The organism is Rhodococcus sp. A14, assembly GCF_011603105.1.
Classification (GTDB): Bacteria; Actinomycetota; Actinomycetes; order Mycobacteriales; family Mycobacteriaceae; genus Rhodococcus_F; species Rhodococcus_F opacus.
Genome location: NZ_JAAOQS010000039.1, coordinates 1 through 24,565, shown reverse-complemented (window position 1 = coordinate 24,565; position 24,565 = coordinate 1). Strand labels below are relative to the sequence as shown.

Annotated in this window: 21 protein-coding genes; 10 read left to right on the top strand and 11 right to left on the bottom strand. The window is 66.3% G+C overall.

The genetic code is table 11. From position 1 onward, the window contains the following. Positions 1–85: 85 nt before the first annotated feature. Genes G9373_RS21040 through G9373_RS21020 form a run of 5 tightly spaced genes read right to left on the bottom strand, consistent with a single transcriptional unit; the run spans position 86 to position 5,931 of the window. The gene (locus G9373_RS21040) at positions 86–1,627 is read right to left on the bottom strand and encodes a bifunctional 3-(3-hydroxy-phenyl)propionate/3-hydroxycinnamic acid hydroxylase (protein ID WP_167116695.1); all 1,542 of its coding nucleotides are present in this window, start codon (positions 1,625–1,627) and stop codon (positions 86–88) included. Beyond that, the gene (locus G9373_RS21035) at positions 1,624–1,980 is read right to left on the bottom strand and encodes a DoxX family protein (protein ID WP_005567253.1); all 357 of its coding nucleotides are present in this window, start codon (positions 1,978–1,980) and stop codon (positions 1,624–1,626) included. Before G9373_RS21035 ends, G9373_RS21040 begins: the two co-directional genes overlap by 4 nt. Continuing rightward, positions 1,977–3,866, bottom strand: coding sequence for an acyl-CoA synthetase (locus G9373_RS21030; protein ID WP_005567255.1), 1,890 nt, complete (start codon positions 3,864–3,866; stop codon positions 1,977–1,979). Before G9373_RS21030 ends, G9373_RS21035 begins: the two co-directional genes overlap by 4 nt. After that, positions 3,863–4,801: a fumarylacetoacetate hydrolase family protein gene (locus G9373_RS21025; RefSeq protein ID WP_167116692.1), complete on the bottom strand. Its 939-nt coding sequence runs from the start codon at positions 4,799–4,801 to the stop codon at positions 3,863–3,865. Before G9373_RS21025 ends, G9373_RS21030 begins: the two co-directional genes overlap by 4 nt. After that, positions 4,798–5,931 (bottom strand): VOC family protein, encoded by a 1,134-nt coding sequence (locus G9373_RS21020; protein ID WP_120660010.1) that lies wholly within the window; start codon positions 5,929–5,931, stop codon positions 4,798–4,800. The genes G9373_RS21025 and G9373_RS21020 overlap by 4 nt, the downstream gene beginning before the upstream one ends. A 293-nt stretch (positions 5,932–6,224) precedes the next feature. Here G9373_RS21020 and G9373_RS21015 point away from each other — a divergent pair, with 293 nt between their 5' ends. Together G9373_RS21015 and G9373_RS21010 are read left to right on the top strand one after the other, a co-directional pair. After that, complete coding sequence (locus G9373_RS21015; protein WP_065488444.1) at positions 6,225–6,812, top strand: hypothetical protein; 588 nt, start codon at positions 6,225–6,227, stop codon at positions 6,810–6,812. Between the two features lie 125 nt (positions 6,813–6,937). Continuing rightward, positions 6,938–7,600, top strand: coding sequence for a TetR/AcrR family transcriptional regulator (locus tag G9373_RS21010; protein ID WP_054246608.1), 663 nt, complete (start codon positions 6,938–6,940; stop codon positions 7,598–7,600). 176 nt (positions 7,601–7,776) lie between these two features. Here G9373_RS21010 and G9373_RS21005 read toward each other — a convergent pair whose 3' ends face one another. Then, positions 7,777–8,517, bottom strand: a complete 741-nt coding sequence (locus G9373_RS21005) for an IclR family transcriptional regulator C-terminal domain-containing protein (protein WP_054246607.1) — start codon at positions 8,515–8,517, stop codon at positions 7,777–7,779. Between the two features lie 136 nt (positions 8,518–8,653). Here G9373_RS21005 and G9373_RS21000 point away from each other — a divergent pair, with 136 nt between their 5' ends. The 8 genes from G9373_RS21000 (at position 8,654) to G9373_RS20965 (ending at position 16,560) form a co-directional block, all read left to right on the top strand. Continuing rightward, on the top strand, positions 8,654–9,208 hold the full coding sequence (locus G9373_RS21000; protein ID WP_054246606.1) for a 2,4'-dihydroxyacetophenone dioxygenase family protein: 555 nt from the start codon (positions 8,654–8,656) through the stop codon (positions 9,206–9,208). A 442-nt stretch (positions 9,209–9,650) separates the two neighbouring features. Further along, the gene (locus G9373_RS20995) at positions 9,651–10,823 is read left to right on the top strand and encodes a CoA transferase (protein ID WP_005567272.1); all 1,173 of its coding nucleotides are present in this window, start codon (positions 9,651–9,653) and stop codon (positions 10,821–10,823) included. Further along, positions 10,807–11,355 (top strand): MaoC family dehydratase N-terminal domain-containing protein, encoded by a 549-nt coding sequence (locus G9373_RS20990; RefSeq protein ID WP_043790113.1) that lies wholly within the window; start codon positions 10,807–10,809, stop codon positions 11,353–11,355. The genes G9373_RS20995 and G9373_RS20990 overlap by 17 nt, the downstream gene beginning before the upstream one ends. Further along, on the top strand, positions 11,356–11,766 hold the full coding sequence (locus tag G9373_RS20985; RefSeq protein ID WP_005567276.1) for a MaoC/PaaZ C-terminal domain-containing protein: 411 nt from the start codon (positions 11,356–11,358) through the stop codon (positions 11,764–11,766). It begins immediately after the preceding gene. Continuing rightward, positions 11,763–13,571: an acyclic terpene utilization AtuA family protein gene (locus G9373_RS20980; protein WP_167116689.1), complete on the top strand. Its 1,809-nt coding sequence runs from the start codon at positions 11,763–11,765 to the stop codon at positions 13,569–13,571. Before G9373_RS20985 ends, G9373_RS20980 begins: the two co-directional genes overlap by 4 nt. After that, a complete protein-coding gene (locus tag G9373_RS20975) occupies positions 13,568–14,731 on the top strand; it encodes an acyl-CoA dehydrogenase family protein (RefSeq protein ID WP_120660008.1) in 1,164 nt (387 codons plus the stop codon). Before G9373_RS20980 ends, G9373_RS20975 begins: the two co-directional genes overlap by 4 nt. Before the next feature lie 266 nt (positions 14,732–14,997). Further along, complete coding sequence (locus G9373_RS20970; RefSeq protein WP_206032430.1) at positions 14,998–15,492, top strand: hypothetical protein; 495 nt, start codon at positions 14,998–15,000, stop codon at positions 15,490–15,492. Positions 15,493–15,810: 318 nt separating this feature from the next. After that, on the top strand, positions 15,811–16,560 hold the full coding sequence (locus tag G9373_RS20965) for an MBL fold metallo-hydrolase (RefSeq protein WP_054246602.1): 750 nt from the start codon (positions 15,811–15,813) through the stop codon (positions 16,558–16,560). 35 nt (positions 16,561–16,595) lie between these two features. On the opposite strand, the gene G9373_RS20960 is transcribed toward G9373_RS20965, so the two are convergent. The 5 genes from G9373_RS20960 to G9373_RS20940 all read right to left on the bottom strand — a co-directional run bounded on the left by G9373_RS20960 (position 16,596) and on the right by G9373_RS20940 (position 24,202). Beyond that, positions 16,596–19,862 (bottom strand): protein kinase, encoded by a 3,267-nt coding sequence (locus G9373_RS20960; protein WP_167116686.1) that lies wholly within the window; start codon positions 19,860–19,862, stop codon positions 16,596–16,598. 305 nt (positions 19,863–20,167) lie between these two features. Then, positions 20,168–20,989 carry an alpha/beta fold hydrolase gene (locus tag G9373_RS20955; RefSeq protein ID WP_005566113.1) on the bottom strand — a complete coding sequence of 274 codons (822 nt, stop codon included), beginning with the start codon at positions 20,987–20,989 and terminating at the stop codon, positions 20,168–20,170. Beyond that, positions 20,986–21,435, bottom strand: a complete 450-nt coding sequence (locus G9373_RS20950; protein ID WP_005566114.1) for a MaoC/PaaZ C-terminal domain-containing protein — start codon at positions 21,433–21,435, stop codon at positions 20,986–20,988. Before G9373_RS20950 ends, G9373_RS20955 begins: the two co-directional genes overlap by 4 nt. A 27-nt stretch (positions 21,436–21,462) precedes the next feature. Beyond that, complete coding sequence (locus G9373_RS20945) at positions 21,463–23,169, bottom strand: alpha/beta fold hydrolase (RefSeq protein WP_167116683.1); 1,707 nt, start codon at positions 23,167–23,169, stop codon at positions 21,463–21,465. Positions 23,170–23,722: 553 nt separating this feature from the next. Beyond that, the gene (locus tag G9373_RS20940) at positions 23,723–24,202 is read right to left on the bottom strand and encodes a nitroreductase/quinone reductase family protein (RefSeq protein WP_005566116.1); all 480 of its coding nucleotides are present in this window, start codon (positions 24,200–24,202) and stop codon (positions 23,723–23,725) included. Positions 24,203–24,565 lie beyond the last annotated feature (363 nt).

The following is a 24,565-nucleotide window of genomic DNA, read 5'->3' as shown; positions in this document are numbered from 1 at the left end:
CACTTCGACTGGTACGCAGCGATTTTCGATGTCGAATGGTGCGCCGGACGAGCGAATATCGCGTGCTCGCGCCCGCCGGGGCGGGTCACTGGGTGAGGAACGTCGGCACGTGGTCGGTGGGGAAGCGGGGGAGGGTGGTGCAGACGGCAGACAGGTCGTTGCCGCTACTCAGGACGGTGCCGTCGGGCCGGATGACGGCGGCGCGGGCGCGGGCGCGGTGTAGCCAGTGGTGCAGATCGGTGCCGGGTCGAGCCAGCAGGACTGTGCCGCCGCGTTGTTCGATGTCGGTGCGTTGTGTCGGGGTCGGGGAGAGGGAGGTGACAACCGCGAACCGGCCTGCGACGACCTCGGCGAATCGGCGACCCTGGCCGAGGTCCGGATTCGGGATCAGGCGGCCCGCTCGGCTTCTGCGTAGTCGAGGTCGTTCTATCAGCGTGGAGCGGTGAAGGGCCGGGGTCTCGCCGTCCATGATCTTGTCGCCGAGGCCCGGGATACGGTGCAGCAGCGGTAGGACGATGCGACGGATGAGGTTACCGAGTTCGCCGCCTTCGGTCATGGCCATCCCGACGAGCTTGGCGCGCCGGATCAGTGCGAGCGCGTGGGGTTTGCGTTCGATCTCGTAGGTGTCGAGTGCGCTGTCCGGCAGATCCCCGGTGAGGACGCCGGCAAGTTTCCATGCGAGGTTCATCGCGTCGCGGATCCCAGCCCCCATCCCCTGTCCGATGAACGGCGGTGTGAGATGGGCGGCGTCGCCGAGAAGGAACACGCGCCGGTCGCGCCATCGGTCCGCGATTTGGGCTCGAAAGGTGTACTCGGCCACGCGGACAAGCGTCAGGTCGTCGACCGGTGTTTTCCGTGTCCACGGCGAGATGAGGGGTTGCAGTCGAGCCATGTCGCGATAGTCGTCGGCGGTCTCGCCGGGTTCGAGCCGGAACTCCCAGCGGTAGCGCGTGTGTCCGATCCGCATGTATGTTGCCGCGCGCACGGGGTCGCACACCTGGTGGGCGCCCTCCCACTCGCTGAGGTCGGCGGTGGTCGCGACGTCGACAACCAGCCAGCGTTGGTCGAACTTCAGGTCCCGCATCGTTGCCTGAATCTGGTCTCTGACCAGACTGTTGGCGCCGTCGCAGCCGAGGACATATCTGGCCTGCACCGATTCCTGCATACCGGTGCTTCGGTCGGTGAAGTCGACGCGAATGGTGCCGGGCGTGTCGTCGGTCAGCCCGGTGACCGCTACGTTGCCGCGCAGGGAGGCCTTCGGGTGCCGTTTCAGGTTGGCGCGCAGGATCTCCTCGAACTGCGGCTGGTCGAACATATTGGCCTCGGGGTAGCCGTGTACGCCCGGGCCAGGGTCTCGGTGAAACTCGGTGAGAACGCGCATGTTCCGGTCGAGAAGCCGCAACCCGAGGCACGGCCGGGAGATCGTCGCGAACTCTTCGGCGATCCCGAGGTGCGCCACGATCCGGTGGATCTCACCGTCGAGGTGGACCGCCCGCGGCTGCGCATAGACGCCCTCCCAGCGCTCGAGTATCAGGCACTCGACACCGTACTGGGCCAGCAGCGTGGCGGCGGTCAGTCCGGTAGGCCCGGCACCGACGATGACGACCGGGACGACCCGTTCGCTCATCGGATCGATCCGAACAGGACTACGAGGTAGGCCACGATAGCTACGCCGACGACGATGGCGGGCGCCATCTCTCGCAATCCGTCACCGTTCCGTACGTGTGTGACGACGGCGCCCACCATCAGGAGCAGCAGCCCGATGCCGGCTGCGGCGCCGAGCGCCGGCACGAGTCCGCCGATCACGAGACCGACGGCACCGGCGACCTCGAGCGCACCGATACCCCGATACGTGCTGACGGGCATACCGACGTGGGCTGCTCGTTCCCGCATCGGCGAGGTCGCCGCTATCTTGCCGACGCCGAGCAGGAGGTAGAAGACTGCGAGGCAGAGTGCCAGAACTAGTGATGCGGTGGTCATGTGCGCACCGTGACCTTCCAATTGATCGCGTATCGGTCCAGGATCGCCTTGACCGTCGGTTCGCCGACAGATCCATCGATCTCGACAGTGGCGAGAATCGAACCGTCCTCGACGGACGCATGGATGCTGTCGATGCCTGCGACGGCGGCGAGGGCATGCTCGAGTTCGCGCCGTGTCGCGTCGGCGCGCAGTGCGAGCTTGTAGAGCTTGCCTACCGCCGTGACGGGCAACGCGGGGAGGATGGTGACCGCCTTGGGTGCCGCGGCCCGTTCGGGGACGCGCTCGCCCGCCCAGGCTTGTAGCTCGTGAGCGGTGATACCGGCGTCAGCGACAACGGTGACGTAGGCAACGGGCACTTCGCCGGCATGGGCATCGGGGCGTCCCACCGCGCTGACTGCGGTGACCTGCGGATGGGTCAGAAGAGCGTCTTCGATGACCGCTGGATCGATGTTGTGCCCGCCCCGGATGATAACGTCCTTCGCGCGTCCGACCAGGTAGATGAAACCGTCGCTGTCGACGCGCGCCAGGTCGCCGGTGTCGAGCCAGCCGTCGACCAGTTTGCCCATGCCGTCGAGAACGGGTCCGTGTTCGTCGTGGCCGGAAACATAACCGGCGAACACCGTCGGACCGCTGATCGCCAGCACTCCGGTCGCTCCGGTGGGCAGGTCTTCCCAGGTGCCGTCTTCGCGGACGCGTACCACTTTGACCTGCTGATAGGGCATCCGTACCCCGACCGAGCCAGGACGTGGCGCGTCGGTGAAGCTGCGTGCAGTCGCGCAGGTTGCCTCCGTCAGTCCGTAGCCTTCGAGGAGGGGCACACTCGTGTGGTCCTGGAACTTTTCGATGAGCGCGGTCGGTAGAGGCGATGCTCCCACCATGGCGAATCGCAGACTACTGATGTCGGCATCGACCGGGCGCTGCGCGAGGGCCGCGTATACGGTGGGCACCGCGCTCATCGACGCGATGCGGTAGTGCTCGACGATCTTCCAGAATTCGCTGGACAAGTCCGGGTCGCGATAGCCGAGCGGGCCGGCCCACACCACACCCTGGCCCTTGAACAGCGGCGCCAGCAGCGTGACCATCAAGGCATTGACATGGAACAGCGGCAGGGCGGCGAAAACGACGGAGTCCGAGTCCCACGACGAGTTCGCGGCCAGCATCCAGGCATCGGCGACCTCGTTGTCGTGGGTGTGGGCGGCCAGCTTCGGAACACCGGTGGTACCACCGGTGTGAAACAGTGCGGCCACGTCGAACCCACGGGGGGGATCACCGACGAAGTCGGAGGAATCGATATCGGCCGCCAGCGCACTGAGATAGCCGATCCGCACTCCGTCGACCTCGGGCAGGTCCGCAGGAGCGCCGGCTGCGCCGGTGGGCCGCAAGACCAGCACGGCGTCCACCGTCCCGCTCACGGCAATCCGGTGCGCGGCCTCCCATGTCTCGGGCGCGAGTTCCGGTCCTGCCGCGACGAGTACCCGGGCACCTGAGCGGCGCAGCAATTCAGCGATGTGCTGCTGCGACTGCGCGGCGTTGATGGGAGCAGCGATGCCGGCAAGCTGTGCGGCGAGAGTCGCGGGGATCAACTCGGCGCAGTTGGGCGCCATCACGGCGACCGCGTCCCGGCGCCGTACGCCCAGACGATGGAGCAGGTTCGCGTAACGATGAACATCGTCGAGTAGTTCGGAGAAACTACGCTGCACCGGCTCCCGCCACCGTGCACCGTCCGGTAGGACGGTGAGCGCGAGGCGATCCGGCCACATGCGGGCCGCTCGGGTGAGCAACGCATAGGTGGACTCCGGAAGCCCCCGATCGCGCAGCGGCACGGCCTCGATCGTCGTCAGATCTGTGGGAACCGCGTAACGCGGCCACAGCAGGTCGGTGGTCATCGCGCGTACCTCACCACCGTGCGCTGGCGCCCCAAGTCGATGGTCCCGTCGTCCGTGAAGACGGTGGCTTCGATGAGGTCGCCGTCCTGCAAATAGTTCGAGTTCTTGGCCTGGCCCGCGAAGAAGAGCTTCCATTTGACTGCCGGCGGCAGCAGGGAGGAGAGGATTGCGATCGGCTTCGGTGGCGCGCTCAGTGCCGTCCCGACCGGTGTTCCGGTCAGCAGTAAGTCCCCGGCATCGAGGCGTTGGAACCGGGTCAGCGCCTGCAGAGTCTCGGTCGGCTGGTAGATCATATCGGCAACAGTCATGTTCTGGCGCGGCTCACCGTTGACCCAGAGCCGCAGGCGCAGGTCGGTGAACCGCTTCAGCTCGTCGCCGTCCAGCAGGACGAGGGCGGGGCCGACCGGGGTGAACGTCGGGTATGACTTGCCTTCGTAGAACTGCGTTTTCGGAAGCTGAATGTCGCGCGCGGAGATGTCGTTGGTGACGACCAGCCCGGCAACGTAATCGGCGAGAGTGTCTGCCGTGATCGCCGTCCCGACCGGGATGTCGCGGGCGAGGACGAGCCCGATCTCCACCTCGTAGTCCAGCAGTCGGACATGGGCAGGACGGATCACGTCGTCATTGGGGCCGCTGATCGACCCGGAGGACTTTCGAAAGAAGGTCAACGGAATGGTGTCGGGGTTCATCCCGGCGTCCTCGACGTGCGATGCGAAGTTCGTCATCTGTGCGACCACCCGGCAGGGGGCGGTGACCGGGGAGAGCAACGAGAGAGTCTCGACGGCCACGGTGCCCTCGCTGGACGCCGCTGCCTCGACGGCCGGCCGGTCGGCGAGCAGTTGGGCGGTGGTGGTGGCCTCGGTGTCTACCCGTGCGGCACCCGTGGGTGTGACGACCCACCAGGCGTCGACGGTGCGGAGGACGGAGATGGTCATGAGCTGGCAACTTTCAGAAGGCCGCGGAGGCGGTGGAGGTCGAATTCGTTGTCGGCGCGCAGCGCGTTGACAATGGCGCGCAATTCCTGGAGTGATTCCCGACCGGGGTTCAATCCGAGGAAGTCTTTGGTGGCGGGCGGCCCCCACTGGGCCAGTCCGGACGCGGTCATCGGTGCCCAGCCCGCGTCGAGTGTGCTGTCGAAAAGATCGCCGTCGCTGAAGTGCTCGACCATGAATCCGTCAGGGTCTCGCCAGTAGTCGAAGATTTGGCTGCCCTGAATGTGCCGGCCGATGCCCCAGGACCGGCGGTAGCCCCGGTCGAGCAGGTATTCGCCACCAGCGGCGAGGCAGTCGAGGTCGGCGACCTGATATGCCGAATGCACATAGCGGTTGGCCGGGCCGAGAACCATCGCGAGCGTGTGATGGTCGGTGGGCGTGGCGCCCCGGTCGCAGCGGATGAAGCTCATGATCGGGCCCCGGGCCCGTTGACCGGGGTAGTACAGGAAGTCGCTGACGATCAGTCCGAGGTGCTCGAGGTACCAGTTGAGTGTTTCGAGGTACGTCGTCGTCTGGAGCACGACGTGACCGAGCCGTTGCACGGCGGCCGGCGTGCGGGGTGGCCGCTGAGGGGCGTTCACCCGCTCGCGGTCGTGTCCGAAATTCAGTGGGAGCGGGGCCTGATCGGACAGCGCCGGCAACTCGAACGTGTCGGACACGACGCGGACTCCCAAAGCGCTGGGATCTGTGAGATCGACCGTGATCCCGCCCAGGCTCTCGGGGAGGGGCACGACCGCACCTCCGACCGCGTCCGCCAATCGCAGCACGTCGGTCGAGTCGGCTGCCCGGAAGGCTGGACCGACGAACCGCGACCGCGGGCCTCGGCGGATGAGCACGCAGGGCGAGCCGGGGTCTGTACCGCGCAACTGCAGTTCGTGTGCGGTGCGGAGCGCCGTCGTAAAACCGAAGGCATGGGCGAACGCCTCCGCCCGCTCGAGGTCGGGCTTCTCGAACTCCAGCCACGCGAGGTCATGCACCTTGATGATCGGCTCGGCGGCCCGCCCCCGGTGTTCGCCCGCCAGGGCGCCCTGCTCACTGTGCAGACCGGTATGCGGGTCATGGTGGACACTCATTGACCACTCCCTTCGATTTATGACGATATCGTCACTTACGACCATATCGTCAGTCAAGAGTATTTGAGGAATTCGTCAATATTGATGACGGGCGCTAGGGTGGGGCGAGGTCAGGCGGATCAGGAGATGAGCGCGCAGGCATGATCGAGCAGGTCCCCGAGCCACCGAAGCGCCTGGAACCGCGCACGGCGCGAACCACTTCCGGGCCGAGGAGGAGCTCTTTCACGCGGTAGTGGAGGAGGCCCTCGACCGCTGCGGGCAGACGGTTTGTCGACGGGATACGAATGGCTGGAATGGGATCGGTGCAACGATTGCTCGGACAAGACAGATTCCAACCGATTCGCGTGGTGACTGAAGTGACTGGCGGGGCCAGCGAGACGAATCGGGAAGAGATTCCCGTGGCGCATGTCGTCGCGCTCCTGCGGGAGCGTGTGTACGGCGCGATGACGTGTTTGGCGACGCTCGCCGTCCTCGTCCGCTATACGGCTCCCGAGACGAGCCCATGGGCGCGGGTCCTCGATGTCGCGGTGGCAACCGGCGGGCTCTGGGCAGCGAGCCTGCTGGCCGACTGGGTAGCACACCTCGGCGCGTACCACCGTGCTCCGCGCGGACGGGCAGCGCTGCGGATGCTCCAGGCTTCCGGCCAGATCGTGGAGGCCGCGGTCTTGCCCCTGCTGGCATTGGTCGCAGCCGCCGTCGGACTACTGAGCACATCCACAGCGATGTGGATCGCGATGTGGATCCTCGTCGTCGAACTTGGCGTAATTGCTCTACTCGCCGTGCGAATGGCCCAATTACGTTGGTGGCAACAGCTGTTCACCGTAACAGGATTGGTCGGTGTGGGCGTTCTCGTGGTCGGGATCAAGATCCTCGGCCATTAGGCTGGACCGATGTGGCGACTGCTCGCGGAGTGGAGTAGTTGCCAAGTTTGAGGAATTCGTCAATATTGATGACGCGCGGGTAGTGTAGGGCAAGGTCAGACGGATCAGGAGAAGGGCACGCAGGCATGACCGAGCAGATCGCCGACGCACCGAACCGCCTGGAACGGCGCAAGGCGCGTACCCGCGCCGCACTCGTACGCGCAGCCCAGTCCTTCATGGCGGCAGGGAAACTGACCGCCCCGATTCTCGAGATCACCCAGGCCGCAGATGTCGGAATGGGGTCGTTCTACAACCACTTTCAGACCAAGGAGGAGCTCTTCCATGCGGCAGTGGAGGAGGCCCTCGACCGCCACGGCGCGGTGCTCGACGAACTGACCGCAGATCTGGACGACCCTGCCCAGATCTTTGCGCAGAGCTTTCGTCTGACCGGACGCCTGCATCGCAGGAATCCCGAACTGAGCAAAGTACTGCTTCGCGACGGGCCGAGTCTGGTCAGCTCGGACAAAGGTCTGGCGCCGAGAGCTCGCCGAGACATCGAGGCAGCTGCCCGTGCGGGCCGGTTCACCGTGCGCGATCCCGAACTGGCCCTGACAATCACAGCGGGGGCCGCACTATGTCTGGGTCAATTGCTGCACGACCACCCCGAACGTGACGACGCGGAGGACACCGACCAGGTCACCGAGGACCTCCTGCGCATGTTCGGCCTCTCGGCCGACGAAGCCCACGAAATCTGCCGACGCCCCCTACCCGACGCCGACGATCAACCCCAAGGCGCAACCGCCACATAGCGTGTCCGCTTCGTCAGGATATGCGGACCGAACACGTCTCGAGATCCTCGACTGGCGCACGCCGGCACAGGTTTTCGCCGCCGATCCGGCACCATGAACCGACGGTGCCGGCGACAAGCGCTCGAATCCGCTGCTCCGAGTTTCAAAGCGGGATGCTCGACTGGCTGTTGAGGCTGTCAGCGCAGTTTGAGCCCGTGTCGAGGGCCGAGGCTGGCAACGGCCTTCTTGAGCTTCTCGCCGATATCGTCGAGATCCTCTGCCGCTGACACGTCGACGGCCGCGCTGATCGCCGCAATCAGACTGCCGTCGGGTGCCAGCAGAGGTGTGGCCACGGCAAACGCGTCCGTGAGCGTGACTCCCCGGTTGAAGGCGAGTCGGCGGGACCGAATCTCGGGGAGTTCGGCGAGGAATTGTCGGACCTCGCCTGCCTGCTCGGGGGCGGCGAGGTCGAGGAGGCGATACATTTCCTCGTCAGTGACGTTGGCGAGCACGGTTTTTCCGGCTGCGGTCGTATACAACGGGCGCCGGGCGTGGGTGCGCGCGACGAAGGTGAGGCTCGGTGATTCTTCACCCGCGAGGTCGGTGAAGACGATGGCGTCCCCGACGCGTACTGCGACGAGGACGGTGCAACCGAGGACCTCGCCCAGCTCGGCGACGAATTGGTGATCGAGTGAGAGCGCGGCCAGCTTGTTCGCGCGTGCGGCGAGGACGAACGGCCCCGGTCCGAGGTGGAACCGGCGCTCCTCCTCGAGGAGATAGCCGCGGGCGAGCAGTCCGTTGGTCAGCTCCTGCACGGAACTCTTCGCCGCGTCCAGGGCGGTTGTCAGTTCGGCCAACGTCACCCCGCGCGGGCTCAAAGACACGGTCTCGAGGATCTCGATCACGCGGTCGACTGTGCGATGCGGGCGAGCAGGCATGCGGGTGACCCTAGCAAACACCTCACACAGTCGGGCTCCACCTCTTGCGACGAGGCGTACGTCACAGTAGTGTTCAAACACGATCCGGAAATCCGGTTCTACATCCGTAAATCCGTACGCATGAAGGAGTCGAACCATGACCGCACCAGTCTCTCCCGGGATGATCCGCACCAAGACCGGCGTCCCGCTGCCGTTGGTCGCTCAGCCGCAGGATGACCTCCTGACCGTCAACATCGATGAGATCCCGCTGCTCGAGAACGCTATGGGCCCGGGGATCCATATTCAGCCGCTGCGCCTGGACCCCGAGAAGGGGCAGGTGGTGCTGATGGCCACCATGGCGCCCGGTTGCCTCCTGCCCGTCCACTACCACACCGGTACCGCCGAGGTGTGGACGTTCTCGGGCTGCTGGAAGTACGCCGAGTACCCGGATCAGCCGCAGGTCGCCGGCTCCTACCTCTACGAGCCCGGCGGCTCGGTCCACACGTTCTACTGCCCCGAGGACAACACCGAGGACACCGTCGTGCTGCTGTGGATGGAAGGCGCGCAAATCGGATTCAACCAGGACGGCACGTTGCATTCGATCAATGACGCGACCTCCATTCAGCACGTGACCGAGACGGTCGCGGTGGCTCAGGGCACCGGACCGGTCGGCTACATCCATGGCGGCTCCGCCGGCGTCATCAAATCCTGACATCTCCCTACCTCCACGGTTGCCGCCCGCGCGCGGCATCACACCCGCGCCGGGCGGAGCCACCCGGGCCGCCCCCGACGGCAGTTCAAGAAGGCCGAAAGACGGTGTCGCGCAGGTGAGCAGCTCCACGATCTTGTCGGGCGACACGTCGCGACACCGGCCGCGCTCACCTCGGCTGTCGCCGGCGCCCGGGGGATCAGCGGCCTCGGACATGGCCGTGCGGGTGCTGCTCGCCGCCAGATGTCTGGCCTGTGTGCAGTGCCGAGTAGGACCGCAACAGCGCATTTCATCGTCAGAAATCACGGAAACTTCTGCGCACCAGAGTTATTGGGCGCCACAGGGAAGCAGGGAGGTGCTGCTCTGGTGACGACGCGCGCAGCGACGAGACCACCACTGCGGCGATGCCGCGGTCAACAACTCCTGATCGGAGAGGCAAACAATCATGTCCGCGTTTGACGGCATCCGGGTCCTCGAATTGGGCCAAATCTACAACGGTCCGTACTGCGGACTTCTGCTCGCACAGCTGGGCGCTGAGGTCATCAAGATCGAGCCACCCGGCGGCGAGCAATTGCGCTTCCGCTCACACCAGCCGGTCGAGTCCCACGAGTTCGTGATGCTCAACTCCAACAAGGTCAGTGTGGTGCTCGACCTGAAGACCGACACGGGTCGCCGCGCGCTGCTCGACCTGGTCGAGACCGCCGACGTGCTCATCGAGAACTTCGCGCCGGGCACCATCGAGCGGCTCCAGCTCGGCCCGGAACAACTCCTCGAGCACAATCCGCGTCTGATCGTGGCCCGCGGCAAAGGCTACGGGTCCACGGGCCCGTACGCACACATGTCGGCCATGGACATCACCGTGCAGGCGATGTCCGGCAGTGCCGCGGCCACCGGAATGCCCGACGGCCCACCGACCAAGGCGGGCGCCGCATTCGTGGACTTCTCCGGCGGCATCCACCTGTTCGGGGCGATCAGCGCGGCCCTGTTCCAGCGCGAGCGCACGGGGCGGGGGCAGCTCGTCGAGGTGTCGATGCACGACACCATCTACCCCATGCTGGCGTCCAGCCTCGGTGGCCTGCACAACAATCCCGACCGAAAGCTGCCCGAGCGCAACGGGAATCGGCACTCGGGCATGGCGCTCGCGCCGTACAACATCTACGAGACGAGCGACGGATGGCTGGCGATCATCTGCATCTCCGAACGGCACTGGCGCGGCGTCGCCACCGCACTGGGCCGGCCCGAACTGGTCGACGACCCCCGGTTCGCCGCGGAGAGCGACAGGGCCGCGAACATCGAGGCGGTCGACGACGAGGTGTCGTCGTGCACCAAGACCCGCACACGCGCCGAACTGGTGCGGGACCTGCAGGCCGCCGGTGTGCCGTGCGCGCCGGTCAAGTCGATCCGGGAGATCGACACGGACGAGCACCTGATCGAGCGCGGCATGATCCGGTACGTCGAGCACCCGGCGAGGGGTCGGGTGCCGGTACCGGGATGTCCACTCAGGCTCAGTGACTCGCCGGTAGGACCACTGCGCGCCGCCCCGCTGCTGGGGCAGTCGACAGAGGAGATCTTGGCGGAACTGTCCGGTGAGGAGCCCCAACATGTCCCCACTGCTTGAATCCGGCACTCCTCTGGCGGCGTACTACGCCCAGACGCGGTCGCGGACAGGAGAAGTTCTCGCGCGACGAAGCCTCGGCACGCTCGACGCGGTGACCATCGGCCGGTACGCGATGACCATCGGCGCAACCGATCCGAAACACTACGACCCGGCGCACGCACGCGCGGCCGGGTACGCCGATGTCGTGGCCCCACCGAACATGCTCGCCGCGATCGTGGAGTGGGGTCTCGGCACCCCCGAGGCCCGGCTCCAGCCCGACGGAACCCCGCACGACGGGGACATGCCCCTCGGTGACGGCGACCTCGGGCTGCGTGTGATGGGCGCCGGTGAAGAAATGGAGTTGGTCAACCCCGTGATCGCGGGCACGGAGCTGGTGCTCGAGACCACCCTCGAGGCGGTCACCCCCAAACAGACCCGGGCCGGCAGCTGCGTGTTCGTCACCACCATCAACACCTTCATGTCCGCCGAGGGTGCCGTCCTCAACCGGAACCGGCGCACCGTGGTACTGCGCAACCCCCTGCAGGAGTCCTGAATGTCCATCAGCTTCCAGACCGGAGACAGGCTGCCCCCGCTCGAGCACACGGGTACGCCCTTTCAGTTGTTCCGCTACAGCGCGGTCACCTGGAACCCGCACCGCATCCACTTCGACGAGTCCTATGCACGCGCGGAGGGCCATGACGGTGTCGTGCTGCACTCCCACCTCCGGGCGGCGCTCGCCCTGCGTTGCGTCACCGAGGGCCTCGGCCACGGGTGGCACGTCGCGAAGGTCGCCTACCGCCTGCGCAGGCCCGTCTACGCACCGGCGGACCTGACCTACACCGCCCGGGTGACGGCGGCCGAAAACGACAACTTGACCCTCGAGCTCATCGAGCAGCACCCCTCCGGTGAGGTGGGCTTCGAGGGGACGGCGTGGGTCAACAAGACAACAGGAGCAACAACATGACATCAGCAGCGGGACAACGTCCGATCCACGTCGGGAATTGCTCCGGCTTCTACGGTGACCGCGCGTCGGCGATGGCCGACATGGCCCGAGCCGGCGGCATCGACGTCCTCACCGGTGACTACCTCGCGGAGGTCACGATGCTGATCCTCGGCAAGGCGCGCGCCAAGGACAGCACCAAGGGCTATGCGACCACCTTCCTGCAACACTTGGACGCAGCACTGGAACACCTCGTCGCGAACGGGATCCGGCTCGTCGTGAACGCCGGCGGCCTCAACCCCGCCGGGCTGGCCGACGCAACCCGAGCCCTGATCGCCGGCCGCGGTTACGACCTGCAGGTCTCTCACATCGCAGGCGACGACATCTTCGGCAGCGTCGGCGAGCTGCAGCAGGCCGGCCATTCGCTGCCACACCTGACCACCGGCGAGCCGCTGTCGTCCTGGCCGCACCGCCCACTGACGGCGAACGCGTATCTCGGCGGATTCGGCATCGCCCGCGCCCTGGCCCGCGGCGCCGACATCGTCATCACCGGCCGCGTCGCCGACGCCGCGTTGGTCGTCGGTCCCGCCGCCTGGTGGTGGAATTGGGCCCCCGACGACTACGACGCGCTCGCCGGCGCCGTCGCGGCCGGACACGTCATCGAATGCGGGCCCCAGGCGACCGGCGGCAACTTCTCCGGATTTCGCACCATCGCCGACCTCGTGCAACCGGGATTCCCGATCGCCGAAATCGACGCCGACGGCTCCTCGGTGATCACCAAGAACCCGGGCACCGGCGGCGCCGTCACCCGTGACACCGTCACAGCCCAACTGCTTTACGAGATCGGCGAACCCGCCTACCTCAACCCCGACGTGATCGCCCAGTTGGACACCGCCGATCTCACCGGCCTCGGCGACGACCGCGTCCGGATCCGCGGCGTGCGGGGCTCGGCGCCACCGGCGACGACCAAGGTCGCGATCACCGGGGTGGGGGGCTGGGAGAACAGCATGATCCTCGCGCTCACCGGCACCGACCTCGACGCGAAGGCGGCCCTCGTCGAGCGATTCGTTCACCGCGAGATCGAGGCCACGGACGGGCTCGACGCGGTCGCGATCACCCGGATCGGTCAGGCTCGGCACGATCCCGACAGTCAGAATGCGGGCACCGCGCTGCTCCGGATCGCAGTGCAGGGGACCAAGGAGGCCGCCGGGCGCGCCTTTTCGTCGCGGATGGTGGAGCTGGCCCTGTCCAGCTACCCAGGGTTGTACACCCTCGGCCCTCCACAACCGGGGTCCGCGTTCGGTGTCTACTGGCCCGCACTGCTCGACCAGCGAATGCTCGACCACATGGTCCACCACCATGACGGCACCACCGAGATCATCGCACCCGGCACTCCACACGAGGTGGGCGTCGAGGTGAATCCGCCGGTCGAGCTCTTCCCCGCGCCGTCGGTGCGAGCGCCCTGGACCGACGAACCACTCGTCATCGCCTCACTCGGTGACATCGTGCATGCCCGCTCCGGCGACAAGGGCGGCGACGCGAATCTCGGCGTCTGGGTACGCGACCTGGACGCATGGGAGTGGCTCGAGTCGACCCTCACCGTGGACGAACTCCGACGCCTCCTCCCCGAAACACGCGAATTGGCCATCTCGCGTTATGAACTGCCCAAGCTCGGTGCGGTCAACTTCCTCATCCGGGGGATGCTCGGGAGCGGTGCCACCTCGACACTGCGGCTCGACTCCCAAGCAAAGGCACTCGGCGAGTGGCTGCGCGCCCGCAACGCCAAGGTGCCGCGATCTCTGCTCAACACGTCAGGAGCGCACTGGTGAGCGATCCTGACGAGAGCAACGTCGACGTCGTCCGCAAGGCAACCCGAGAGCTGGCTCACAAGTTCGGCTACGACTACTGGCGAGCGAAAGACAAACTGGCCCAGTATCCGTGGGAGTTCCTCAGGGCATTTGCCGAGGGCGGATGGCTCGGCGCGCTCATCCCCGAGCAGTACGGCGGCCTCGGGTTGGGTCTCACCGAGTGCGGGGTGATGATGCAGGAGATCGCCGCATCGGGTGCCGGCGCGAGTGGCGCCTCGGCGGTCCACTTCTACCTGTTCCCACCCGCACCGATCATCCGCCACGGCTCGGAGGAGATGAAGCAGGAGTTCCTGCCCAAGCTCGCCCGGGGCGAGATTCTCATGGCGTTCGGCGTCACCGAGCCCACCGCCGGCGTGGACACCTCGCGCATCACAACCAAGGCCGAGAAGGTCGCCGGCGGCTGGGTGGTCAACGGCCAGAAGGTCTGGATCACCAACGCACAGAACGCCCACAAGATCCTGCTGCTGGCGCGCACGTCTGCCCGCAACGAGGAAAGACCGCTGGACGGGATGACGCTCTTCTTCACCGACCTCGACCGGAACCGGATCACGGTCCGCGAGATCGAGAAGCTGGGCCGGTCGGCGATCGACTCCAACGAACTCTTCATCGAGAACCTCGAGGTCCGCGACGACGAAGTCGTCGGTGAGGCAGGTAGGGGCTTCAGCTACCTGATCGACGGGCTGAACTCCGAGCGCATCGTGGTGGGACTGGAAGGGGTCGGTATCGGGCAGGCAGCACTGGAGCTGGCGACGAAATACGCCAACGAGCGTGTGGTCTTCGACCGGCCCATCGGCCAGAACCAGGCGGTCGCCCACCCGCTCGCGGATTCCTGGATCCGGCTGGAATCGGCTCGGCTGATGGCGATGCACGCCGCCGAGCTCTACGACAACCACCAGGACTGCGGCAAGGAGGCCGCCGCGACCAAGTATCTGGGCGCCGAGGCCGGCTTCGACGTCTGCGACCGGGCCATGTCCACGCACGGCGGCTACGCCTACGCGAAGGAATACCACGTGGAGCGGCTGTGGCGGGAGGCGCGCCTGCTCCGCAACGCACCGTTCTCTCAGGAGATGGTCCTCAACTACATCTCCGCGCAGGCGCTGAAGCTTCCCCGCGCATACTGACTGGCCGACCGTCGCGGGCGAGAACGACACGGGCATACGCATCGAGCACTGTCTTGTCTGCAGACCCGACACCCTGTACGACCGCGAGAAGGCATTCGAACACCTACTTACTCCCGCAAACCGCATGCGATGAATGCCGCCATTCGCTCCTTTCGGACACACACAAGCATGACGAAGAGGACAGCCTGCTCGAGTCGAATGACTCGTGGTGGAAGCAACATAGGAGGGAAGCAGTGTCGAATTCTCTAGTGCAAGGTGAGGTGCTGATGCCCGATCATCGCCACTTCAGCAGTCATTTGGCGCTCGTGATCGACGAGGATCGGGATCACCTCAAATCGATGAAACATACGTTCTCCGCTTGCGCACCGGAGAACAAGGTCTTCCTGGTCGACGCGTCTGAGGGGCGCGCGATCATCGCATCCATCGACGAAATCCTCTCACTGTATCGCGGGCCAGGAATGGTCGTGGTTCTCCTTCGCGCGGACCCTGCCAGCTGGACTACGGCCGCGGTCCTGGCAGGGATGCGGCACCAAACAAGCTTCGAACGAGTCGATGTCGTTGTGATGGCAGCGGGAACGCCAGACACACTCCCCGTGCGGATCACCGACCTTCCCGGATTGCGGATGGTGCCACCTGGCAGTCATTCGTGCGGCGTGGTTGCCAGGTTCCTCGAAGCCCGCTTGAACGATTCTGCGGGCACTGAACGCGTGCGCACGCGAGCTATCGACCACACGCGCCGACAATCCGCGGACGAAACCTGAACCGTCCTGGATGAGGTGGAGGCTGCTGACCCAAAAGGGCGAATGCTGGTATGCCTGCACCGAAGAAGTACGACGCAGAACAGCGCAGATCGCCAACCCACACGCCTCACCACTGACCAGATCATCGACCGGATCGAAGACGAAGCCGACGTCAACCACGCACGCACACTTCCCGCTGGACAACGCAAACGGAGGAGATACATGAGGATCGGATCAGAGGACGCTCGTCGACAACGCGCTGGGCTGCAGCGAGATGTTGAGCCCGCAGGTCACAGCGAACACGCGAAACGCCTTCGGCATCCCGACAGTGGTCACGCGATGAAGCCCGCCGAAATCGCCGACGGCGTGTTCTTCGTGCACTCCGAGATGGTCAACTGGGTGCTGCTCACCGAAGGCGACGCAGTGACCGTGATCGACACCGGCTACCCGGGACAGCGTGGCGACGTCGAGGAATCGATCCGGGCTATCGGACGGGACCCTCACGGCATCGAGGCCGTGCTCATCACCCACGCACATGTCGACCACATCGGAAGCGCACAGTATCTCGCCGAGACCTTCGGGGCGCCGGTACTGGTACACCCCGCCGAGGCAGCTCACGCCCGGCGTGAATGCCACGAGGTCGCGACCCCCTGGGACGTGCTCAGCAACACCTGGCGCCCCGGAGTCCTGTCCTGGGCGATCACACTGATGCGCCTGGGTGGCACCGCCAAGTACGGCATCGACTCCCCAACCCCGATGCCCGTAAACGGTGCCCTGCCCTGCCCGGGTGCCCCCGTTCCGGTTCTCGTGCCCGGTCATACCTCCGGACACACCGTTTATCACCTTCCCGATCACGGTGTGGTGATCTCCGGGGACGCCCTGATCACCGGGCACCCGACCTCACCCATCTCCGGTCCCCAGTTGCTGCCGCAGTGGCTCAACCACTACTACGGCACGGCCGCCGAGTCACTGGACATCATCGGAGAGCTCGACGCCGACATCCTTCTGCCCGGCCACGGTCCGATCCATCGCGGCTCCGTCGCCGAAGCGGCCGCGACCGCGCGTGAGCGTGCCGGCCTCGCCCTGTGAAGATCGGGGCTCACACGTGGATCTGCGTGCCGCCTCTACTGACGTTTCCGCTCCACGACCCAGGCCGCGACCTGGGTCCGGGAGGTGAAACCCAGTTTGGCCAGGATGTGCTCCACATGTCCTTGTGCGGTGCGCGGTGAGATCACCAGTCGGTCGGCGATGGCCTGATTGGTCAGGCCTTCGGCGATCAGGTCGGCGACTTGGTGTTCCCTCTTGGTCAGTCGCACCGACGAATCTGTGTCGGGCGTGGAGGAGCCGGCCGGCTGCTCACGGAGGGCGTAGGCGATCGCTGCATCGAAACCGAGACTTCGGCCCTTGCTGTGGGCCGACGCAAAAACTCTGTCTCCGAGTTCCTTCCGGGCCTCCTGGTCGCAGTCCTGATGATAGACAAGCAAATTGGTATGTATGACCACAGCACTGCCCACCGATCGCGCCAGCCCGTCCGCGGCTCCCATCAGCGTTGCGGCCCGTAGTGCGTCGCCCTGTTGGCAGGTGATCCAGGCCAGCGCCTCGAGGCAGGCTGTGGCGACGCGGGGGGTGTGCACTTGCCGGGTCAGTTCGAGCGATTGTTCGAGGAGTCGGACCGCGCGATCGGTATCACCCTGTCGCCACACGTCGATGCCCATGGCCCACAGAGAGTGCGCCCGGTACATCTTCTCGCCGTATCGTTCCGTTATCGCGAGGGCACGTTCGTGGCATTCGATCGCCCGGTCCGTCTGGCCGGACAGTCCGTAGGCCGTTCCCAACGGGTACAGGAGGCTGGTTTCGAGTGTGCGATCTCTCTGTTTACTGAACTCGGCGAGAGCGGATTCGAGGTGGGAGCATGCTCGGGCGAGATCGCCGCTGTAGAGGGCCAGCATGCCGTCGGCGCAGTCGCTGTACGCCCGCAGCACGGGTTCGCTCGTGTGCGCGGTGAGAGTCCGGGCCTTTGCGACGAGCGCCGCCCCTTTCTCGAGGTCTCCCTGGCTATTGGCCATCACGCTGTCGAAGCAGAGCGCCGTGACCCGGTCGAGGGGTGTTGCGCCGCTGTGGCGGTCGAGGAGTTGGTCGAGCCAGCGCCGGCCCTCGTTGTAGAGGCCTTGGGAGCTCCAGAACCAGTACAGTGCGGCGGCGGTGCGCAGGCCGGCGGCGGGATCGTCGTCGATGCCGAATTCGAGGGCCTCCCGCAGATTCGCGTGTTCCCGTTTCAGCCGGGCGATCCAGTCGAGTTGGCGGGCACTGATCCACTCGGCCTCCGCGGCGAGCGCCAACGCCTCGTACCAGTCCCGGTGCCGTCGACGCAACGCCACAGCTTCACCGGTCTGCTCGAGTTTCTCGTAGCCGTATTCGCGGAGGGTTTCGAGCATCCGGAACCGCACTACCGACCCGTGCTCCTCGCGGATCAGGATCGACTTCTCCACCAAGGACGTCAGCGTGTCGAGCAACTCGTCCGGGCCAAGGCCCTCGCCGCACACCCGCTCGGCGGCATCGAGTTCGAAGCTTCCCGCGAAGACCGCCACGCGACACCACACCAATTGCTCTTCAGCGGTGCACAACTCGAAACTCCAGTCGATGCACAACCGCAGCGTCTGTTGCCGTGTCGGCGCACCCCGGCTGCCGCGGGTCAGCAGAGTGTAGCGGTCGGTCAGGCGCCCGAGGATCTGCTCGGGTGACATCGCCCGCAACCGGGCCGCCGCCAGTTCGATCGGTAGCGGCAGTCCGTCGAGTTGGTGGCAGATTCCCGCCACGGTCGCCGCGTTTTCCTCGGTGAGCGCGAATCCGGGAACCGCGGCAGCGGCGCGTTCGGCGAACAACGTCACCGCATCGTATTTGGGCAACCCCCGCAGCGAGGGCCGCCGCTCGGGATCGGGGACGGTCAGCGGGGGGACCCGCAGCACCGCCTCACCGCCGATGACCAGGGGCTCACGGCTGGTGGCCAGCATCCGCAGGCCCGGGCACACCCGTAGCAGGGTCTCGGCCAGTTCCGCCACGGCATCCACCATGTGCTCGCAATTGTCGAGGACTAACAGGACCTCTCGCGGTGCGAGGAACTCGATCAGGACCTCCCGCACCGGCCGCGCCGAGTGATTCCGCACCCCGACGGCGGCGGCCACCACCTCGACCAGTGACGACTCGTCGCGCAGTTCGCCCAACTCGACCAGTCGTACCCCGTCGGCATACTCGCGCTGCACAGCCGACGCCACCCGCATCGCCAGCCGCGTCTTACCGACACCCCCGATCCCCGTCAACGTCACCAGCCTCGACCCGGCCAACAGATTCTTCGCCTCGGTCAACTCGTGCCGGCGGCCGACGAAACTCGTCAGCTCCAGGGGAAGACGTCCCGTCGCGCCCAGCGTGGAGGAAGGCTGCGGCAATCGCCCGCCACGCGAGGTCGGTTGTCGTCGGTTTCCCTGCGCATCGGCATCCGCACGAAGTGCCATCTCGTCGACCCGGAAGCCGTGGTCGCGTTGCAGCCCTCGCAACGCGTCTCCGAAGTCGGCGGCGGTCGCCGGCCGCTGACCGGGCTCGCGGGACATCGCCCGGGCGATCACCGCGGACACATCCTCGGGAATCCCGTGCTCACGCAGATCCGGCACCGCCTGCGTGGTGATCCGCAAAAACTGCGCAACCACCTGCTCACCGCTGCGACGTTCGAACGCGGCATGACCGGTCAGCGCACTGAACAGGGTCGCACCGAGGCCGTAGATGTCGGCGGCCGGACTCGGTGGTTCACCGCCCAGCACCTCCGGCGCGGTATACGCCGGGGAGCCGGTCACCGCACCGGTCGCCGTCTCGAAGCCGCCGGTGACATGCGCGATACCGAAATCGGTCAGTTCCGGCTCGCCGTAGTCGGTGAGCAGGATGTTCGCCGGTTTGACGTCGCGATGCAGGATGCCGAGCCGGTGTGCCGTCTCCACCGCGCCCGCCATCTTCACCCCCAGCCGCAGCGCCTCGCCCACCGGCAGCGGACCGTGGCGGCGGATCCGCACGTCGAGGGAATCCTGCGGGTGGTACGGCATGACGATGTAGGGACGGCCGCTGTCGGTGGCGCCGACCTGCAGAATGTTGACGATGTTCGGATGCCCGGTCAGCCGGCCCATCGCCCGCTGCTCCCGGAAGAACCGGGCCCGGTTCTCCTCGTCGAGTTCGACGGTGAGCACCTTCACCGCGACCGTACGATCCAGCTCCGCCTGGGTGCAGCGGTAGACCACGCCGAACCCGCCGCGTCCGATCTCCTGGACATCGCCGAAACCAGCTCCACCGAGTTCGGCTGCCGGGGGCGGCGGGTACCGCTGAGTGTCGAGCGGATCAGCTTCACCCATCGGACGGTCTACTCACCCCGTCGGCTCATGGTTTCGCGCACTGGTCCCGACGGCACGACCAGCGCAAATGCAACCGTGGACTCACCTCTCGATGGCGTCCTCTCAAGGATATCGCCGACACTCCGGGCACACGGAATAGCTGCACTTCGCCGCCATCGCCTGGCGACCATCGGTGTGGCCTGGTCGACGCCATTCAGTCCAACGGTTCAGAGTTCGCTGACGCAGAGAGGATCCAGGCGAGTCGCTACGTTTTCGCGCGGTCGGTCCAAGGTGGCGCCCCTCTCATGGCCGGCGTCACATCACTCCTAGGGGGCCCTCCGTAGGAAATCCTCGATGACGGGGCCGAGCGTGGCGGCGTTGGTGAGGAGGTCGACGTGGCCGCCGGGGTGGGAGACGAGGGTGGCGTTCGGCAGCAGCCGAGCCATGATGTGCGCATTGATGATCGGGATGATCGGGTCGTCGGTGCCGGCGACGATGAGGGTGGGTTGACGGATTGCCGGGAGGGCGAACAGGCTCGACCACACCGCCCCGGCGAGCAGCTGGTGCAGGTAGCCGCGGCGGGATCCGGCGGCGAGTTGGTGGCTGACGAGCTGGGTGACGGCGGCGTTACCGAAGTCGGCGCTGCCGCCGTAGATCGTCGCGGCGATGGAGGCCAGGTAGTCGCGGTCGACGAATCGGCGCGGGGTGAGCATCTTCGCGAGGACAGCGGGCCGGGCGGGTACCATCAGGGCGCCGGTTGCGGTGGCGGCCAAGACCAATCGTCGACACCGGCGCGGGTTCTGGAAGGCGAACTGCTGGGCCAGGCCCCCGCCCCATGAGTACCCCAGCAGGTCGACCCGGCCGTAGCCGAGTGTGTCGAGCATTCGGCCGGTCACCCATGCAAGGTACGGGATCCCATAGGGCGCAGGAGAAGTCGGTGACGCCCCGGTGCCTGGGGCGTCGAACCGGATCACGGTACGGCGTGCGCCGAGATGTGCGACCAGCGGGTCGAGTACCTCGAGGCTGGCGCCGATCCCGTTGCACAGCACCAGCGGCACGCCGGTGCCGTGCCGGATGCGTACACGCAGGTGCTGGCCACCGGTGCGCACCATCCGGGACTCGACCGACCGGTCCGGCGCGCGGTTCATCGGTATATGACCACTGGTTCGGCGACGCAAAGGGGCCGCACTGCGTCCTCGGACTCGAAGGTGACGCCGAAAACGGCCTCGAGCCCGGCCTCGAATCGCTGCACGGCGAGCTTCCGGCCGGTGCAGCGGACCTTCGTCCCCACGCGGGCGGGTGTGGGGAAGCGAACCTCGTTGAGTCCGTATTCGACGGCCTCCGGTGGACTGTCGATGGTGAGCAGGTCGCCAAGGGGCCGCGGGAGGAGTGAGAGGGTGAGATAGCCGGAGGCGACCACATTCTCGAATGCGGCGGCGGTGCGCGGCGGGGGGAACGGGATCGACCGGTAATCGCCGGTGGCGTCGGCGAACAGGTTCACCCGCTCGTCGGTGATCTGGCACCAGTCGGTGGTACCGAGCTGCTCGCCGACGAGATCAAGCAGCTCGGCCGGGCGCGTCAGGTATGTGGTCATGGTGTCCTTCGCTGGCGAGGTGGTGGGTCATTGTTCGCGGACGTAAGAGCCGGGCGCGGGCATCAGCGGCGGGAGATCCACGGCGCCCAGCATGGTCGGTGCGGTCTTGTCCGGTCCACTGCGCTCGCCCAGCCAGTCCGCATAGTCGGGCCACCAGGAGTCCGGCTTCTTCTCGGCGGTCTCGAGCCACTCGGCGGGGTGCGCGGTGCTCGGTGACGCCAATCGGTAGGAGGCACGAGGATTGCCGGGCGGGTTGACCATCGCGGCGATGTGTCCGCTGGTGGAGAGGACGAACCGGATGCTCTCGCTGCCGAGCAGGCGGGCGCTGCGGTAGCACGCCTGCCAGGGGCTGATGTGGTCGGCGATGCCGGCGATCACATACGAGTCCACGGTGACCTTGGACAGGTCGACGGGGGTGCCGAGCATGCTCACCGCGCCCGGCGTGGTCAGCGCGTTGTTCAGCCCCATCTGCACCATGTCCTTGTGGAGGGTAGCCGTCATGCGGGTGGTGTCGGCATTCCAGAACAGCACGTCGAACGGTGCCGGCGTGCGGCCCTGGATGTAGTTGTTCACCCAGTATCGCCACACCAGGTCGGTCGGGCGCAACCAGGCGAACACCTCGGCCAGTGACCGGCCGTCGAGGTATCCGCGCGCGGCCGAGACCTGGATGGCGGCCTTGGCGGTGGTCGGGTCGAGAGCGGCCGCCGCGAATCCGGCCCGGCTCTGGTCGAGCACGGTGACCGCCAACGTCAGGCCCGCGAGGCGGTCACGCTGACCGATGTCGGTCAGATGTGCGGCGGTCATCGCGGCCAACATCCCGCCCGAGCAGCTCCCCAGCAGGTGCGTGCGCGTACTGCCGGTGATCTTCTCGACCGCGTCCAGGGCGTCGACGATGGCCTGCCCGTAGGTGTCCAATCCCCAGATGCGGTGGCGGGCCTTCGGGTTGCGCCAGGAGATGGTGAACACCTGCTGACCCTGGCCGAGGAAGTACTCGACCATGCTGCGCCCCGGGGAGATGTCGGTGATGTAGAACTTGTTGATCACCGGGGGGACGATCAGCAGCGGCACCTCGCGCACCCTCGGGGTCCGCGGAGCGTATTGGATGATCTCGATTACCCGGTTCTGGAAGATCACCGACCCGGGTGTCGCCGCGACGGTGCCGCCGACGATGAACGCGTCCGGGTCCACCATGGTTGGCACCCGCGGTGCGGTGGCCAGGTCGCGGACCAGGTTGCTCATCCCGCGCACGACGCTGGTGCCGCCGGTGTCGATCACGGCCTTGTAGCCGAGCGGGTTGAGCAGCGGGTTGTTGCTCGGCGCGGCGGCTTCGACGACGTTGTCGAGGACGAACTGCAGGCGCTCGCGATCCCTCCAGTCGAGGTCGGCGTCGACGAGCAGTTTGCCCGCGGTCTCGGCAACGGCGAGGTAGGTCTGGATGATGCGGCGCAGTAACGGGTTTCCGGACCAGGCGGGGTCGGCGAAGCGTTGGTCCGCCCGGGCGGGTGCCCGGGTGGAGGTGCCGCGCGTGATGTCCGCCAGTTCCACCGCCAGCCCGCGGCCACGACCGAGAAGAAAGTGCGGTGCTCCGGCCAGGCTGGCGCCGAGCCGCAACCAGGAACGGTGGGGCAGCATCCGGCGGGCGATCCCGAACACCCAGTCGGTCAGCAGCAGGTCCAGCGGTGCGGCCAGCTCCTCGGCCTCGGCCTCGGTGGCGGCGACGATGGTGTCGGTCATGGTAGGTCCCCTTGTTGTTCGATCAGACGGTGTGCGGACGAGACATGGGTGGGCCGTGATGCGGACGGTCTGGATCCGGCGTGCGACTAATGTCATCGACATCCGTCCGGTGTGACCGTTGGTGGACGTCTCGGCGACCTCCAACGGCGGAGAATGACGCGCCGTCGACCTCCGTTCCGAATGAACCCTGGGAGCGGTCGACGAGGATGAGAGAGGGAGTCCGGCGCGAGCCGGACCTTGATCGATTCGCTGGTCGAGGACGTGGAGTGCGTCGCGGAGTTCGGGTGGTGCTTGGGGCTGGTCGCTGGTGCTTGGGGCTGGTCGCCGGCGGTGAGGTCTCGTTGGTGTGCGGGCGGATGATCAGGCGCCCAGGCGTTGCCGGGCGAGGTTGGTGATCGCGACCTTGTCCGATGGCAGCGCTTACATCCCGCATACGCGAACGTTCGGTTGCCTGTACGCATATTCGTCATCATTTGGAACACAGAAAGATGCAAATGCTTCGGCATGATGTGGCCATTTACTGTTACAGCACAACGTAACTGAGCTGGGAAACTCAAGTTCCCGCATCCATCGGCTCGAAGACAATCACGTGGCGCACGCCATTCCGCTTCATGTGGCTGTCATGTGCGGGCCACATCTCGATCAGCCTCGGCATGTTGCGCGCGACCTCATCCTCTGTAGCGGGTCGCGACAGATAGTTTGCAGCGGTGCCACCGATTTCGATACGTGCCTTTGGGTCGGCGAGCAGGTTCTTCGGCCAACTGGAGGCTGCTTCTAGCCCGAAGTTCTCGCAAGCAGCGACGAGATTCTTGCCGTCGCGCACATAGTGCAGCGGAACCGTTCGATCTTTGCCGCTTCTTCTGCCTGTCGTCGTTAGCAGCATCGTCGTCAGCTGCGGTCCGCTCATGGAGAGCCGGCCTCGGCTCGCGCGGATCAGTGCCCGGTCTACCTGTGAGCCGACGTGCTTCATGAACAGGGAGAACCAGCGGTAGTGACCGACCCGCCGTATCACGCGGAGATACAGCTCACTCATGGTCGGACCTCCGCGCGATCGCGGCTGGGGCTCATTAGGTGCGGTCATATGCCAAAGCTCCCGGATGTACGTATTTACAGGTTGCTAGACAGATATACGGATAACCCGGACTGTACTGCGACGCGTACCTCGCTGCAACACATGCCCGAACTGGTCGGCAGCGCATGTTTGCGATCTGGGATTCGGTGGTCAGTCAGGTTCTGCGCACCGCGCGAGTGCACGTGAGCCCAGTGCGGAAGGCGCTCCGGGCGGACGAGGGGCGTTGCACCGTCGATTGCCGTCGATTCGGGAGGAGGCCGGCCTGCCGGAGGACTCGGTATTACGGGGTGTTCGATGTGATCGCGTGGATGGGCGGGGGAGGAC

Coding starts and splice junctions, on each gene's coding strand:
- G9373_RS21040 (WP_167116695.1), bottom strand. CDS start 1,627: ATGAGCGAACGGGTCGTCCCGGTCGTCATCGTCGGTGCCGGGCCTACC.
- G9373_RS21035 (WP_005567253.1), bottom strand. CDS start 1,980: ATGACCACCGCATCACTAGTTCTGGCACTCTGCCTCGCAGTCTTCTAC.
- G9373_RS21030 (WP_005567255.1), bottom strand. CDS start 3,866: ATGACCACCGACCTGCTGTGGCCGCGTTACGCGGTTCCCACAGATCTG.
- G9373_RS21025 (WP_167116692.1), bottom strand. CDS start 4,801: ATGACCATCTCCGTCCTCCGCACCGTCGACGCCTGGTGGGTCGTCACA.
- G9373_RS21020 (WP_120660010.1), bottom strand. CDS start 5,931: ATGAGTGTCCACCATGACCCGCATACCGGTCTGCACAGTGAGCAGGGC.
- G9373_RS21015 (WP_065488444.1), top strand. CDS start 6,225: ATGGGATCGGTGCAACGATTGCTCGGACAAGACAGATTCCAACCGATT.
- G9373_RS21010 (WP_054246608.1), top strand. CDS start 6,938: ATGACCGAGCAGATCGCCGACGCACCGAACCGCCTGGAACGGCGCAAG.
- G9373_RS21005 (WP_054246607.1), bottom strand. CDS start 8,517: ATGCCTGCTCGCCCGCATCGCACAGTCGACCGCGTGATCGAGATCCTC.
- G9373_RS21000 (WP_054246606.1), top strand. CDS start 8,654: ATGACCGCACCAGTCTCTCCCGGGATGATCCGCACCAAGACCGGCGTC.
- G9373_RS20995 (WP_005567272.1), top strand. CDS start 9,651: ATGTCCGCGTTTGACGGCATCCGGGTCCTCGAATTGGGCCAAATCTAC.
- G9373_RS20990 (WP_043790113.1), top strand. CDS start 10,807: ATGTCCCCACTGCTTGAATCCGGCACTCCTCTGGCGGCGTACTACGCC.
- G9373_RS20985 (WP_005567276.1), top strand. CDS start 11,356: ATGTCCATCAGCTTCCAGACCGGAGACAGGCTGCCCCCGCTCGAGCAC.
- G9373_RS20980 (WP_167116689.1), top strand. CDS start 11,763: ATGACATCAGCAGCGGGACAACGTCCGATCCACGTCGGGAATTGCTCC.
- G9373_RS20970 (WP_206032430.1), top strand. CDS start 14,998: ATGCCCGATCATCGCCACTTCAGCAGTCATTTGGCGCTCGTGATCGAC.
- G9373_RS20965 (WP_054246602.1), top strand. CDS start 15,811: ATGAAGCCCGCCGAAATCGCCGACGGCGTGTTCTTCGTGCACTCCGAG.
- G9373_RS20960 (WP_167116686.1), bottom strand. CDS start 19,862: ATGGGTGAAGCTGATCCGCTCGACACTCAGCGGTACCCGCCGCCCCCG.
- G9373_RS20955 (WP_005566113.1), bottom strand. CDS start 20,989: ATGAACCGCGCGCCGGACCGGTCGGTCGAGTCCCGGATGGTGCGCACC.
- G9373_RS20950 (WP_005566114.1), bottom strand. CDS start 21,435: ATGACCACATACCTGACGCGCCCGGCCGAGCTGCTTGATCTCGTCGGC.
- G9373_RS20945 (WP_167116683.1), bottom strand. CDS start 23,169: ATGACCGACACCATCGTCGCCGCCACCGAGGCCGAGGCCGAGGAGCTG.
- G9373_RS20940 (WP_005566116.1), bottom strand. CDS start 24,202: ATGAGTGAGCTGTATCTCCGCGTGATACGGCGGGTCGGTCACTACCGC.